The sequence below is a fragment of the Citrobacter sp. MGH110 genome (assembly GCF_001037515.1).
Taxonomy (GTDB): domain Bacteria; phylum Pseudomonadota; class Gammaproteobacteria; order Enterobacterales; family Enterobacteriaceae; genus Citrobacter; species Citrobacter portucalensis.
In genome coordinates, this window is record NZ_KQ089830.1 from 2,760,695 (window position 1) to 2,774,741 (window position 14,047).

Annotated in this window: 14 protein-coding genes, 1 tRNA gene, 1 rRNA gene and 1 other annotated feature (1 of these 17 only partly in view); of the genes, 8 read left to right on the top strand and 8 right to left on the bottom strand. The window is 52.6% G+C overall.

Annotated elements, in window-relative coordinates:
• Positions 1-1,218 (bottom strand) — a sequence feature (mutual gap in cmsearch alignment for this rRNA model is longer than 100) (it extends 2,659 nt beyond the left edge of the window).
• A 221-nt stretch (positions 1,219-1,439) separates the two neighbouring features.
• The 3 genes from SK38_RS13110 to gmhB form a co-directional block, all read right to left on the bottom strand.
• Positions 1,440-1,515: transfer RNA gene (locus tag SK38_RS13110), tRNA-Glu, on the bottom strand.
• A gap of 85 nt (positions 1,516-1,600) precedes the next feature.
• A 16S ribosomal RNA gene (locus SK38_RS13115) occupies positions 1,601-3,142 on the bottom strand.
• Positions 3,143-3,512: 370 nt separating this feature from the next.
• Positions 3,513-4,079, bottom strand: coding sequence for a D-glycero-beta-D-manno-heptose 1,7-bisphosphate 7-phosphatase (gmhB, locus tag SK38_RS13120; RefSeq protein ID WP_003829138.1), 567 nt, complete (start codon positions 4,077-4,079; stop codon positions 3,513-3,515).
• A gap of 189 nt (positions 4,080-4,268) precedes the next feature.
• Here gmhB and metN point away from each other — a divergent pair, with 189 nt between their 5' ends.
• From metN to proS, 6 genes are all read left to right on the top strand, one after another.
• Positions 4,269-5,300, top strand: coding sequence for a methionine ABC transporter ATP-binding protein MetN (gene metN, locus SK38_RS13125; protein WP_003829140.1), 1,032 nt, complete (start codon positions 4,269-4,271; stop codon positions 5,298-5,300).
• Positions 5,293-5,946, top strand: a complete 654-nt coding sequence (locus SK38_RS13130; RefSeq protein WP_003018471.1) for a methionine ABC transporter permease MetI — start codon at positions 5,293-5,295, stop codon at positions 5,944-5,946. The genes metN and SK38_RS13130 overlap by 8 nt, the downstream gene beginning before the upstream one ends.
• A gap of 44 nt (positions 5,947-5,990) precedes the next feature.
• Positions 5,991-6,806: a methionine ABC transporter substrate-binding lipoprotein MetQ gene (gene metQ / locus SK38_RS13135; RefSeq protein ID WP_003829145.1), complete on the top strand. Its 816-nt coding sequence runs from the start codon at positions 5,991-5,993 to the stop codon at positions 6,804-6,806.
• A gap of 116 nt (positions 6,807-6,922) precedes the next feature.
• The gene (rcsF, locus tag SK38_RS13140; RefSeq protein ID WP_003018477.1) at positions 6,923-7,327 is read left to right on the top strand and encodes an Rcs stress response system protein RcsF; all 405 of its coding nucleotides are present in this window, start codon (positions 6,923-6,925) and stop codon (positions 7,325-7,327) included.
• Positions 7,324-8,031, top strand: a complete 708-nt coding sequence (gene tsaA / locus SK38_RS13145; RefSeq protein WP_003829147.1) for a tRNA (N6-threonylcarbamoyladenosine(37)-N6)-methyltransferase TrmO — start codon at positions 7,324-7,326, stop codon at positions 8,029-8,031. Before rcsF ends, tsaA begins: the two co-directional genes overlap by 4 nt.
• Positions 8,032-8,144: 113 nt before the next feature.
• Positions 8,145-9,863: a proline--tRNA ligase gene (gene proS / locus SK38_RS13150; RefSeq protein ID WP_048236096.1), complete on the top strand. Its 1,719-nt coding sequence runs from the start codon at positions 8,145-8,147 to the stop codon at positions 9,861-9,863.
• Between the two features lie 44 nt (positions 9,864-9,907).
• Here proS and nlpE read toward each other — a convergent pair whose 3' ends face one another.
• From nlpE to SK38_RS13165, 3 genes are read right to left on the bottom strand one after another with little or no spacing between them, the layout of a single operon-like run.
• The gene (gene nlpE / locus SK38_RS13155) at positions 9,908-10,606 is read right to left on the bottom strand and encodes an envelope stress response activation lipoprotein NlpE (protein WP_085951559.1); all 699 of its coding nucleotides are present in this window, start codon (positions 10,604-10,606) and stop codon (positions 9,908-9,910) included.
• A 30-nt stretch (positions 10,607-10,636) separates the two neighbouring features.
• Positions 10,637-11,059: an alternative ribosome rescue aminoacyl-tRNA hydrolase ArfB gene (gene arfB / locus SK38_RS13160; protein ID WP_032942412.1), complete on the bottom strand. Its 423-nt coding sequence runs from the start codon at positions 11,057-11,059 to the stop codon at positions 10,637-10,639.
• Positions 11,056-11,601: a YaeQ family protein gene (locus SK38_RS13165; RefSeq protein WP_003018497.1), complete on the bottom strand. Its 546-nt coding sequence runs from the start codon at positions 11,599-11,601 to the stop codon at positions 11,056-11,058. Before SK38_RS13165 ends, arfB begins: the two co-directional genes overlap by 4 nt.
• Positions 11,602-11,789: 188 nt before the next feature.
• Between SK38_RS13165 and SK38_RS13170 the strand changes: the two genes are divergently transcribed.
• Positions 11,790-11,990 carry a YaeP family protein gene (locus tag SK38_RS13170; protein WP_048214883.1) on the top strand — a complete coding sequence of 67 codons (201 nt, stop codon included), beginning with the start codon at positions 11,790-11,792 and terminating at the stop codon, positions 11,988-11,990.
• On the top strand, positions 11,977-12,237 hold the full coding sequence (gene rof, locus SK38_RS13175; protein ID WP_003018503.1) for a Rho-binding antiterminator: 261 nt from the start codon (positions 11,977-11,979) through the stop codon (positions 12,235-12,237). Before SK38_RS13170 ends, rof begins: the two co-directional genes overlap by 14 nt.
• A 42-nt stretch (positions 12,238-12,279) precedes the next feature.
• On the opposite strand, the gene tilS is transcribed toward rof, so the two are convergent.
• Both tilS and SK38_RS13185 read right to left on the bottom strand, forming a co-directional pair.
• Entirely contained in the window at positions 12,280-13,575 is a 1,296-nt protein-coding gene (gene tilS / locus SK38_RS13180) for a tRNA lysidine(34) synthetase TilS (protein ID WP_048236097.1), read from the bottom strand.
• Positions 13,576-13,636: 61 nt separating this feature from the next.
• Positions 13,637-14,026: a VOC family protein gene (locus tag SK38_RS13185; protein ID WP_003829160.1), complete on the bottom strand. Its 390-nt coding sequence runs from the start codon at positions 14,024-14,026 to the stop codon at positions 13,637-13,639.
• Positions 14,027-14,047: the final 21 nt, after the last annotated feature.

A 14,047-nucleotide genomic window follows, 5' to 3' on the forward strand; every position in this document is an offset into this window, starting at 1 on the left:
ACACCTTCAACGGCTTACAGAACGCTCCCCTACCCAACAACACATAGTGTCGCTGCCGCAGCTTCGGTGCATGGTTTAGCCCCGTTACATCTTCCGCGCAGGCCGACTCGACCAGTGAGCTATTACGCTTTCTTTAAATGATGGCTGCTTCTAAGCCAACATCCTGGCTGTCTGTGCCTTCCCACATCGTTTCCCACTTAACCATGACTTTGGGACCTTAGCTGGCGGTCTGGGTTGTTTCCCTCTTCACGACGGACGTTAGCACCCGCCGTGTGTCTCCCGTGATAACATTCTTCGGTATTCGCAGTTTGCATCGGGTTGGTAAGTCGGGATGACCCCCTAGCCGAAACAGTGCTCTACCCCCGAAGATGAATTCACGAGGCGCTACCTAAATAGCTTTCGGGGAGAACCAGCTATCTCCCGGTTTGATTGGCCTTTCACCCCCAGCCACAAGTCATCCGCTAATTTTTCAACATTAGTCGGTTCGGTCCTCCAGTTAGTGTTACCCAACCTTCAACCTGCCCATGGCTAGATCACCGGGTTTCGGGTCTATACCCTGCAACTTAACGCCCAGTTAAGACTCGGTTTCCCTTCGGCTCCCCTATTCGGTTAACCTTGCTACAGAATATAAGTCGCTGACCCATTATACAAAAGGTACGCAGTCACACCCCGAAGGATGCTCCCACTGCTTGTACGTACACGGTTTCAGGTTCTTTTTCACTCCCCTCGCCGGGGTTCTTTTCGCCTTTCCCTCACGGTACTGGTTCACTATCGGTCAGTCAGGAGTATTTAGCCTTGGAGGATGGTCCCCCCATATTCAGACAGGATACCACGTGTCCCGCCCTACTCTTCGAGTTCACAACACATGCACTTTTGTGTACGGGACTTTCACCCTGTATCGTGCGACTTTCCAGACGCTTCCACTAACACACATGCTGATTCAGACTCTGGGCTGCTCCCCGTTCGCTCGCCGCTACTGGGGGAATCTCGGTTGATTTCTTTTCCTCGGGGTACTTAGATGTTTCAGTTCCCCCGGTTCGCTTCATTACGCTATGTATTCACGTAATGATAGTGTGTCGAAACACACTGGGTTTCCCCATTCGGAAATCGCCGGTTATAACGGTTCATATCACCTTACCGACGCTTATCGCAGATTAGCACGTCCTTCATCGCCTCTGACTGCCAGGGCATCCACCGTGTACGCTTAGTCGCTTAACCTCACAACCCGAAGATGTTTCTTTCGATTCATCATCGACTTGCAAAAATTTGAGAGACTCGAACACACCATTTTTCATTTCTTATTACGGAGAAATGAAACAGTGTGTCGTTTCAATTTTCAGCTTGATCCAGATTTTTAAAGAGCAAATATCTCAAACGTGACTCGTAAGTCAGTTTTGAGATACTTCGGTCGGCGACTTTCACTCACACATACCAGCAAGTGGCGTCCCCTAGGGGATTCGAACCCCTGTTACCGCCGTGAAAGGGCGGTGTCCTGGGCCTCTAGACGAAGGGGACACTGAAGTCTCAATCGCAAGACGCCTTGCTATTTACTTTTCATCAGACAATCTGTGTGAGCACTACAAAGGCAGGTTCTTTAAGGTAAGGAGGTGATCCAACCGCAGGTTCCCCTACGGTTACCTTGTTACGACTTCACCCCAGTCATGAATCACAAAGTGGTAAGCGCCCTCCCGAAGGTTAAGCTACCTACTTCTTTTGCAACCCACTCCCATGGTGTGACGGGCGGTGTGTACAAGGCCCGGGAACGTATTCACCGTGGCATTCTGATCCACGATTACTAGCGATTCCGACTTCATGGAGTCGAGTTGCAGACTCCAATCCGGACTACGACATACTTTATGAGGTCCGCTTGCTCTCGCGAGGTCGCTTCTCTTTGTATATGCCATTGTAGCACGTGTGTAGCCCTACTCGTAAGGGCCATGATGACTTGACGTCATCCCCACCTTCCTCCAGTTTATCACTGGCAGTCTCCTTTGAGTTCCCGGCCGAACCGCTGGCAACAAAGGATAAGGGTTGCGCTCGTTGCGGGACTTAACCCAACATTTCACAACACGAGCTGACGACAGCCATGCAGCACCTGTCTCAGAGTTCCCGAAGGCACCAAAGCATCTCTGCTAAGTTCTCTGGATGTCAAGAGTAGGTAAGGTTCTTCGCGTTGCATCGAATTAAACCACATGCTCCACCGCTTGTGCGGGCCCCCGTCAATTCATTTGAGTTTTAACCTTGCGGCCGTACTCCCCAGGCGGTCGACTTAACGCGTTAGCTCCGGAAGCCACGCCTCAAGGGCACAACCTCCAAGTCGACATCGTTTACGGCGTGGACTACCAGGGTATCTAATCCTGTTTGCTCCCCACGCTTTCGCACCTGAGCGTCAGTCTTTGTCCAGGGGGCCGCCTTCGCCACCGGTATTCCTCCAGATCTCTACGCATTTCACCGCTACACCTGGAATTCTACCCCCCTCTACAAGACTCTAGCCTGCCAGTTTCGGATGCAGTTCCCAGGTTGAGCCCGGGGATTTCACATCCGACTTGACAGACCGCCTGCGTGCGCTTTACGCCCAGTAATTCCGATTAACGCTTGCACCCTCCGTATTACCGCGGCTGCTGGCACGGAGTTAGCCGGTGCTTCTTCTGCGAGTAACGTCAATTGCTGCGGTTATTAACCACAACACCTTCCTCCTCGCTGAAAGTACTTTACAACCCGAAGGCCTTCTTCATACACGCGGCATGGCTGCATCAGGCTTGCGCCCATTGTGCAATATTCCCCACTGCTGCCTCCCGTAGGAGTCTGGACCGTGTCTCAGTTCCAGTGTGGCTGGTCATCCTCTCAGACCAGCTAGGGATCGTCGCCTAGGTGAGCCGTTACCCCACCTACTAGCTAATCCCATCTGGGCACATCCGATGGCAAGAGGCCCGAAGGTCCCCCTCTTTGGTCTTGCGACGTTATGCGGTATTAGCTACCGTTTCCAGTAGTTATCCCCCTCCATCGGGCAGTTTCCCAGACATTACTCACCCGTCCGCCACTCGTCACCCAAGGAGCAAGCTCCTCTGTGCTACCGTTCGACTTGCATGTGTTAGGCCTGCCGCCAGCGTTCAATCTGAGCCATGATCAAACTCTTCAATTTAAAAGTTTGATGCTCAATGAATTAAACTTCGTAATGAATTACGTGTTCACTCGTTGAGACTTGGTATTCATTTTTTCGTCTTGCGACGTTAAGAATCCGTATCTTCGAGTGCCCACACAGATTGTCTGATAAATTGTTAAAGAGCAGTTGCGACGCGCTTTAGCGCTCTGTCGCGAGGTGGCGTATATTACGCTTTCCTCTTTCAGAGTCAACCCTCATTTTCAGGTTTTTCTCTTCAACCGAACCGGCTGTTTGTGTGAAGTGATTCACATCCGCCGTGTCGATGGAGGCGCATTATAGGGAGTCGACTCAGGAAGACAAGCGGAAAAATGCATTTTTGTTTCAACCGCTCACCTTTTATCCACAACGCTTACTTTTGCTGCTTTTTGATCGCCATTGGCAGGTCTGCCAAACTATTTATGACCAAATCTGCCGCATTTTCTGCTTCCGGTGTGACGGGTTTGCCTGTGCGCACCAATACCTTCGTGCCAACATTCGCAGCTGCCGCCGCCTGCATATCTTCAATTTTGTCGCCAACCATATAAGAAGCGGCCATATCGATGTGCAAGAAGTCTCGGGCGGAGATAAACATGCCAGGATGCGGTTTACGGCAGTCGCAGACCTGACGATACTCTTCTACAGTACCCTGCGGGTGATGCGGGCAGTAGTAGATACCATCCAGCTCAACGTCGCGATCGGCCAGCGACCAGTCCATCCATTCGGTCAACGTTTCAAACTGCGCCTCAGTAAATTTACCACGCGCGATACCAGACTGGTTCGTCACGATAATAAGCGCGTAACCCATCTTTTTAAGTTCACGCATGGCATCAATAACGCCGTCGATAAACTCAAACTCGTCGATCTCATGTACATAACCGTGGTCCACATTAATGGTACCGTCACGGTCGAGAAAAATTGCGGGTACAGACTTTGCCACCTTTTATAGCTCCTGAATAAGGCATGTGACTCTAGTATCGCATGTTTCAGCGGGCAAGAAAGTGCTCATCGTGCAAAGCCCGATTGATTTAGACGTCTGGATGCCTTAACATCCATCTTGTTGACGGCTTCGACCGTACCTGACAGACGAAAATGCCACGGCTAACTTAATTACGATAATAAATAACCAATGATTAAACTTTCGAATATCACCAAAGTGTTCCAGCAGGGGACTCGCACCATTCAGGCGCTAAATAATGTCAGCCTGCATGTTCCTGCCGGGCAGATTTATGGCGTTATTGGCGCCTCCGGTGCCGGTAAAAGTACGCTCATCCGCTGCGTTAACCTACTCGAACGCCCTACCGAAGGCAGCGTTCAGGTTGGCGGTCAGGAGCTGACCACGCTTTCTGAGTCGGAGTTGACTAAAGCTCGCCGTCAAATCGGCATGATTTTTCAGCACTTTAACCTGCTCTCTTCCCGTACGGTGTTCGGTAACGTCGCACTACCGCTGGAACTGGATAACACGCCAAAAGAAGAGATCAAACGCCGCGTAACAGAACTGTTGGATTTGGTTGGTCTTGGAGACAAGCACGATAGCTACCCGGCCAACCTTTCCGGTGGACAAAAACAGCGTGTGGCGATCGCCCGTGCGCTGGCAAGTAATCCCAAAGTGTTGCTGTGCGATGAAGCCACCAGCGCACTCGATCCGGCAACGACACGCTCGATTCTGGAATTATTGAAAGATATTAATCGTCGTCTGGGACTCACCATTCTGCTGATTACTCACGAGATGGACGTTGTAAAACGTATTTGTGACTGCGTGGCGGTCATCAGTAATGGTGAACTGATTGAGCAAGACACCGTTAGTGAAGTGTTCTCACACCCGAAAACGCCGCTGGCACAGAAATTTATCCAGTCCACGCTGCACCTGGATATTCCGGAAGATTATCTGGAACGTTTGAAAGCGGAGCCGGAAGCCGACAGCGTGCCGATGCTGCGTATGGAATTCACCGGCCATTCGGTCGATGCACCGCTACTTTCTGAGACGGCCCGTCGGTTTAATGTGAATAACAACATTATTAGCGCGCAGATGGATTACGCCGGCGGTGTGAAGTTCGGCATCATGCTGACTGAAATGCACGGCACACAGGAAGATACACAAGCAGCCATTAGCTGGTTGCAGGAACACCATGTAAAAGTAGAGGTACTGGGTTATGTCTGAGCCGATGATGTGGCTGCTGGTTCGCGGCGTATGGGAAACGCTGGCAATGACCTTTGTGTCCGGTTTTTTTGGCTTTGTGATTGGTCTGCCGGTCGGCGTGTTGCTGTACGTAACGCGTCCGGGGCAAATTATTGAGAACGCGAAGCTCTACCGTACGCTCTCTGCGCTGGTGAACATTTTCCGTTCCATCCCGTTCATCATCTTACTGGTGTGGATGATTCCATTCACCCGCATGATCGTAGGCACCTCTATCGGACTGCAGGCAGCTATCGTTCCGCTGACCGTCGGTGCCGCGCCGTTTATCGCCCGTATGGTGGAAAACGCGCTGCTCGAAATCCCGACCGGGCTGATAGAAGCCTCTCGTGCGATGGGCGCCACACCGCTGCAAATTGTACGTAAGGTATTACTGCCAGAAGCGCTGCCAGGACTGGTCAATGCGGCCACCATCACCCTTATCACGCTGGTTGGTTACTCCGCGATGGGCGGTGCCGTCGGTGCCGGTGGTCTTGGACAGATTGGCTATCAGTACGGCTATATTGGTTACAACGCTACCGTAATGAATACAGTACTGGTATTGCTCGTCGTTCTGGTTTATTTAATTCAGTTATCCGGCGATCGCATCGTCCGGGCTGTCACGCACAAATAACGTTGCACACAACACTAAAAACTCATTAAGAAAAGGAAATAAGCATGGCGTTCAAATTCAAAACCTTTGCGGCAGTTGGAGCCCTGATCGGTTCTCTGGCACTTGTGGGTTGCGGTCAGGATGAAAAAGATCCTAATCACATCAAAGTGGGCGTTATTGTTGGCGCAGAGCAGCAGGTTGCAGAAGTCGCGCAGAAAGTGGCAAAAGAAAAATACGGTCTGGACGTTGAGCTGGTCACGTTTAACGATTACGTTCTGCCTAACGAAGCGCTGAGCAAAGGCGATATCGATGCTAACGCCTTCCAGCACAAACCATACCTGGACCAGCAGATCAAAGATCGTGGTTACAAGCTGGTTGCTGTAGGCAATACTTTTGTTTACCCGATTGCGGGCTACTCCAAAAAAATCAAATCACTGGATGAGCTGCAGGACGGTTCCCAGGTCGCGATTCCAAACGACCCGACTAACCTTGGCCGTTCCTTGCTGCTGCTGCAAAAAGTGGGCTTAATCAAACTGAAAGACGGTGTTGGCCTGCTGCCAACCGCGCTGGACGTGATTGAAAACCCGAAAAACCTGAAGCTGGTTGAACTGGAAGCACCGCAGCTGCCGCGTTCCCTGGACGATGCACAAATCGCACTGGCGGTCATCAACACCACCTACGCCAGCCAGATCGGCCTGACTCCGGCAAAAGACGGTATCTTTGTTGAAGATAAAGATTCCCCGTACGTAAACCTGATTGTAACTCGTGAAGACAATAAAGATGCTGAGAACGTGAAGAAATTCGTTGAAGCATACCAGTCTGACGAAGTGTACGAAGCAGCAAACAAAGTCTTCAACGGCGGTGCTGTTAAGGGCTGGTAATTTTAGGCTGTTTACAGAATCTGTAATATCATCAGGACGGGCGCTTGCCCGTCTTGTCATTTATGCAAGCACCTGATTCAATATCTGACGTTTAGATCATTCATTGAGGAAATATTATGCGTGCTTTACCGATCTGTTTAGTAGCACTCTTGCTGAGCGGCTGTTCTATGTTAAGCAGATCCCCTGTTGAACCCGTTCAAAGCACCGCAACCCCGCCGAAAGCGGAGCCGGAAAAACCGAAAGCACCGCGCGCTACGCCGGTAAGAATCATTACTAACGCTGAAGATTTAGTAGGCAAACCGTTCCGCGATCTTGGCGAAGTTAGCGGTGAATCCTGCCAGGCTTCAAACCAGGATTCCCCTCCGAGCATTCCAACCGCACGCAAACGCATGCAGATTAACGCATCAAAAATGAAAGCTAATGCGGTATTGCTGCACAGTTGCGAAGTGACCAGCGGAACGCCGGGTTGCTATCGTCAGGCGGTTTGCATCGGTTCTGCACTGAACATTTCGGCGAAATGAGCCATTTTCAGTTCGAGCAAATAGGCGTTATCCGCTCACCTTATAAAGAAAAGTTCGCCGTTCCACGCCAGCCCGGTCTGGTGAAAAGCGCCAGCGGTGAACTGCATTTGCTCGCACCTTATAACCAGGCCGATGCCGTTCGCGGCCTGGAAGCCTTCAGTCATTTGTGGGTGATTTTTGTTTTTCACCAGACAATGGAAGGTGGATGGCGTCCGACCGTGCGCCCTCCCCGCCTTGGCGGCAACGCCAGAATGGGTGTCTTTGCCACGCGTTCAACGTTTCGTCCTAACCCTGTTGGCATGTCGTTGGTCGAGCTACGGGGCATCCGCTGCCATAAAGAGCATGTGATCCTCGAACTAGGTGGGCTGGATCTCGTTGATGGCACGCCAGTTGTAGATATAAAACCGTATCTGCCGTTTGCCGAATCGTTACCCGATGCTCGCGCCAGCTATGCTCAGGATGCCCCCCAGGCCAGCGTAGACGTGACGTTCAGTGAAGATCTCGCGGAGCAGCTACCGAAGCTCGAACAACGTTACCCGCATCTTCGTCAGTTTATTGCCGAAGTGCTGGCGCAGGATCCGCGTCCTGCCTACCGTAAAAATGAGGAAGAAGGCAAAACCTACGCCGTCTGGCTACTGGACTTTAACGTCCGCTGGCGCGTCACGCCGTCAGGATTTGAGGTCTTTGCTCTGGAAGCCCGCTAATTTGCGTCGCGTACTCTTTTGACATCCCTTTCTCGCTGGTAAACTAAACCACTTTTGTTTTGTGCCAGGCTCGTTTTGAGCCTGTTCGATCGTTCAACTGGAACCGTAACAACATGCGTACTAGCCAATATCTGCTCTCCACTCTGAAGGAGACACCTGCCGACGCCGAAGTCATCAGCCACCAGCTGATGCTGCGCGCCGGGATGATCCGCAAGCTGGCCTCCGGGTTATATACCTGGCTGCCGACCGGCGTGCGCGTCCTGAAAAAAGTCGAAAACATCGTGCGTGAAGAGATGAACAACGCCGGTGCGATCGAGGTGTTGATGCCGGTCGTTCAGCCTTCTGAACTGTGGGAAGAGAGCGGCCGTTGGGAACAATACGGCCCGGAACTGCTGCGTATTGCTGACCGTGGCGATCGTTCGTTCGTCCTCGGCCCAACGCATGAAGAAGTGATCACCGACCTGATCCGTAACGAGCTGAGCTCTTACAAACAGCTGCCGCTGAACTTCTATCAGATTCAGACCAAATTCCGTGACGAAGTCCGTCCACGCTTCGGCGTGATGCGCTCCCGCGAATTCCTGATGAAAGATGCATACTCTTTCCACACCTCTCAGGAATCCCTGCAGGAAACCTACGACGCGATGTACGCTGCGTATAGCAAAATCTTCAGCCGTATGGGGCTGGATTTCCGTGCAGTACAAGCGGATACCGGTTCTATCGGCGGCAGCGCCTCTCACGAATTCCAGGTGCTGGCGCAGAGCGGCGAAGACGATGTGATCTTCTCCGACTCTTCCGACTATGCGGCGAACATCGAATTTGCCGAAGCCGTTGCGCCGAAGGAGCCGCGCGCGGCAGCAACCCAGGAAATGACGCTGGTAGATACGCCGAACGCTAAAACCATCGCCGAACTGGTTGAGCAGTTCAACTTGCCTATCGAAAAAACCGTGAAAACCCTGCTGGTGAAAGCGGTTGAAGGCAGCAGCTACCCGCTGGTCGCCCTGCTGGTTCGTGGCGATCACGAGCTGAACGAAGTCAAAGCGGAAAAACTGCCGCAGGTTGCCAGCCCGCTGACCTTTGCCACCGAAGAAGAAATTCGTGCGCTGGTAAAAGCAGGTCCTGGCTCGCTCGGTCCGGTGAATATGCCAATTCCGGTGGTTATCGACCGTACCGTTGCAGTAATGAGCGATTTCGCTGCCGGTGCCAACATCGACGGTAAACACTATTTCGGTATCAACTGGGATCGCGACGTGGGCACCCCGGAAGTTGCTGACATCCGTAACGTGGTCGCCGGCGACCCTAGCCCGGACGGCAAAGGTACACTGATGATCAAACGCGGTATCGAAGTCGGCCATATCTTCCAGTTGGGTACCAAGTACTCTGAAGCGATGAAAGCCGCCGTCCAGGGCGAAGATGGCCGTAACCAGACGCTGACTATGGGCTGCTACGGTATCGGGGTCACTCGCGTAGTCGCTGCTGCTATTGAACAAAACTTTGACGATCGTGGCATCGTATGGCCAGATGCCATTGCCCCGTTCCAGGTCGCCATTCTGCCGATGAACATGCACAAATCCTACCGTGTGCAGGAGCTGGCTGAGAAGCTGTACGCTGAGCTGCGCGCGCAGGGTATTGAAGTGCTGATGGACGATCGTAAAGAACGTCCGGGCGTGATGTTTGCCGATATGGAACTGATCGGTATTCCGCACACCATCGTGCTGGGCGACCGTAACCTCGACAACGACGATATCGAATACAAATACCGTCGTAACGGCGAGAAAGAGCTGATTAAAACCGGCGACATCGTCGACTTCCTGGTCAAAGCCATTAAAGGCTAATACCAACAAAAAGGCCCTGATTATCAGGGCCTTTTTTCTATCGATTAATTACACGCTTTACCAGGGATAAATTTCGCGTCTTTATCCGCCATCAACGTTTTCACTTTCTCACCCGTATCCGGGTTTGACTCCAGCGTGAAATGCGCCTCAAGCGTCAGCAGTACGGACTGTCCGTTTTCCGCACGAGCGGCTAAATAGTCGCGTTCAAGCTGAGCGTTATTCGCCACCGGCATCCGTTTACCCGTTGCGCAGTCGGTAAAGATTGCCGCGTCAGCCATATAGAAATACATGCCTCGCATCGGCATTGGCGTCACCGGTAAGCTGGCGGAAACCGGCTGGAGCGTGTAGTTAAACTGTGACTCAATCGGGTTACCTTCACGATCGAGCATTTCCAGCGCCTCGCCTTTAGCCCGGTAGTACGACTTTTCACCTTTGCTGTCGGTCAGCACCAGTTTGTCGGCTGTACGCGCCCATGTGCCATAAGAGGCAAACGAAGACGGTTCATCCCGCACGCCCTGATAGCGTTCGTTCATCACCCATGTGCCGTCTTTTTCCAGAAACAGAGAGGTTTCAATCCCTTCGCAGTCCGCGCAAGGTAAGATGCCACGCCAGCTTTGCTGCATCGGTTTTAATTCTGCCGCCCGCGTCGGCTGTAGTACTTCAACTTCAGTACGATTATTACAGCCAATCAAGGAAAAAAGCGTGCATGCAGCGACCACGGACAATATTGCTGTTTTCACTATCAATTCCTTATTAATTTTTATTCCCGCTCGTCAGTCTTGCGTTCGACGAACTCTCCCGCGCAGTGCTTTCACTGTGGATTTTTGCGCCTTCGATGACAACCTGCGCTCTTTCGAGGCGCGCGTAGGGCGAGTTGCCTGTCGGCTTTTTTGCACCGCGGTTAATTCTTTTATCACCGCCACCAGTCGGGAGATTGCCGCTTCCCGATTGAGCTCCTGGCTACGGTATTCCTGCGCCTTAATGATAATAATGCCATCGCCGCTAATCAGATGATGGCTGGCGGCCAGCAGGCGTTCCTTGTAATACTCTGGCAGGCTCGAGGCCCGAATGTCAAAGCGCAAATGGATAGCCGTCGAGGTCTTGTTAACGTGCTGACCACCCGCGCCTTGTGCCCGAATCGCCGTGATTTCCAGCTCATTATCAGGGATAGAGACGTTTCGGGAGAGAACAATCATGAACGCGGCTGCCACGCGGTCAGATGAATTTCCAGATTGTTCTGAGAATCGGACAGCCAAATAGCGCCGTCCTGAATAGTCGCCTGCAGCGCCATTGTACGACCAGCAAAATCACTCAGTTGCGCCAGCTGTTCATCATCCAGATACCACACGGTGAGATTTTTAAACTGCGCACATTTGTTCTGGTTTTGCTGCCACCAGATCTGAGCCGCACGGCTGTTGTAGGCAAACAGAGCAACCTCACCAGACTGGGTACAGGCTTTCTTGATACGGCGCTCATCCGGCAGACCCAGCTCAATCCAAAGATCGATGCCCAGATGGTCGTTACGCAGCCATGCTTCAGGCTCGTCTTCCGCGCTCAGGCCACGCGTGAACTGCAGCCGTTCATCGGCATATTTAATCCAGGCCAGCAGGCGCAGCATCATGCGCTCCTGGGTTTCAGAGGGGTGACGCGCCAGCGTCAAGGCCGCGTCAAGAAACTGGTTGCGGTCAAGATCCGCTACGTTGACGACGGCTTTATAAATTGTCGCTTTAAGCGCCATGGGAGAACTCCTTTCGAATCAGGCGCACATTGTAGCGAAAACTGCGGCAAAAGGCTGCTAACTGCTCATCTATCAAGGCGCTGATATTGCTTGAATGAGTATGGTATAGTCACCTTGCTAAACAGAGTTTATCTTCGTAGGCTTAGACTTGCATCCACGGTTAAGTCAGAGTGCTGACAGGAGGGCATGTGGAAAAATATTGTGAGTTAATACGCAAGCGGTACGCGGAAATCGCCAGCGGAGACTTAGGGTATATCCCGGATGCGCTGGGTTGCGTATTGAAGGTGCTTAATGAAGTGGCGACAGACAGCGCCCTTCCTGAGTCGGTCAGGGAAAAAGCGGCCTATGCTGCCGCGAACTTACTGGTGAGCGATTATGTCAATGAATGAAACGTATCAACCCATCAACTGCGATGATTACGACAATCTTGAACTCGCCTGCCAGCACCATTTGTTACTGACGCTGGCGTTAAAAGATGGCGAAGTTTTGCAGGCGAAAGCGAACGACCTGGTTTCACGCAAAAACGTGGAGTATCTGGTCGCAGATGTCGCAGGTGAAACCCGGGAGCTTCGTCTCGACAAAATTGCCAGCTTCAGCCACCCGCAAATCGGTACCGTGGTGGTCAGCGAATCCTGATTATTTTGGTGCCGGATGACGGTGCAAAGCACCTTATCCGGCCTACTTTCCACGCCAAACCAGACTCACGCCTTCTTCATCTTCCGCCGCTCCCTCACGCGTCACGAAAACACCCGCAGCCGCAATCAACGTTTCGCCGTAAAACAGCAGCGGTGTGGTATCTCGTCGCCAGGGCGGGATCCCCTGTTCCTGCCAGATTTTCTTTAATTTCCGTCCACCCTTACGCCCGACAATATGCAATAACCCTGGTGCTTTGAAACGAATGCTGACAGCTTCATCCGCTTGCGGCATGCGCAATTCACCCGCAGAGATTAACTGAACCGAACCCAATCCGGCAGGCAGCGCCAACGGTGTTTTCCACTCTAGCCATGGGATAACGGTTTCGCTTTGCCCATCGACTGACTTCACCCACCACAGCTGTGACTGATAACGGCGGACCTCGTACTCCCCGAGGCGAAAACAGGGTGAGGCATCTTCCCGCGCCAGCGCCACTTCCTGCCAGATACGTTCCAGTCCATCACGAGAAGGCATCGGCGCATTTAACCCCGCCAGCCAGCGACGAAGCAGCGCGGCACGACGCACGTCGCTCATCATCATTAACGGTACCAGTAGCAGTGTGCCGTGGGCTGTGATGCAATCGGCTAAATCGCTGGCCAGCAGTTCATCCAGTAAACTCTCCTGCTCAGCACACAGCGCGGCGCTGCGGGCTACGGCTTGCGCGAAGTGCGGCCAGCGCTGTTGGAGCAATGGGGTAACGCGCAATCTGAGGAAATTGCGATCGTAGGTATCATCCTGATTGCTTTCATCTTCAATCCAGCATAATTCATGCTGCCGCGCCCATGCTTCAAGCGCCTCTCGCGTTTGCGCCAGCAGAGGTCGAATCAGCTGGGTTCCGGCGAACGGTGAGTTTTCGCCCATGGCGGAAAGTCCGGCAGGGCCGCTGCCGCGCTTAAGCGCCAGCAAAAAGGTTTCACACTGGTCATCGAGATGCTGGGCGGTCATCAGCACCTCGCCCGGTAGTAAGGTCTGCGCAAATGCCTGATAGCGCGCGCGTCGTGCCTGAGCTTCGATGCCCAGGCCATCGTCCTCAAGGTGTACCCGCTCAACCACTAGCGGCACCTGCCACTGCATACATACTGACTCACAGTGCTGCACCCAACTGTCTGCATGTGGGCTTAATCCGTGATGAATATGGATTGCGCGTAAAGCGACCTCAGGATGCTGCGCTCGCCACTGCACCAGCTGATGCAGGAGTACGGTTGAGTCCAGCCCGCCGCTAAAGGCGACCAAAATCGATTGAGAATTCAGCAGTGAAGTGTTCAGCGTGAGTGTCGTCATGATGGTTACTTACAATGGCATTGCCCGGCACGTTACCGGGCTAACGCCACAATGACAAGCCTTACAGCTCGTACAGTTCGAGGGGCAATCCGTCCGGATCGTTGAAAAACGTAAAGCGTTTACCGGTAAATGGATCGATACGTATGGATTCACACTTCACGTGGTGTGCTTCCAGATGCGCGATCGACTTTTCCACATCCTCCACGCTGAACGCCAGATGACGCAAACCGCAGGCTTCCGGTCGGCTCGGACGGCAAGGTGGAAACGGGAAAGAAAAAAGCTCAATCACATACTGGCCGTTCAATGCCAGATCGCCTTTCCACGAGTCTCTCTCTTCCCTATAGGCTTCGCTCATCAGTGTAAAGCCAAGCACATCGCAGTAAAATGCCTTACTTGCCGCGTAGTCCGTCGCAATAATGGCAATATGGTGAACCTGTTTTAATCCCAGCATAGCGTCATCGCCTCTTTCATT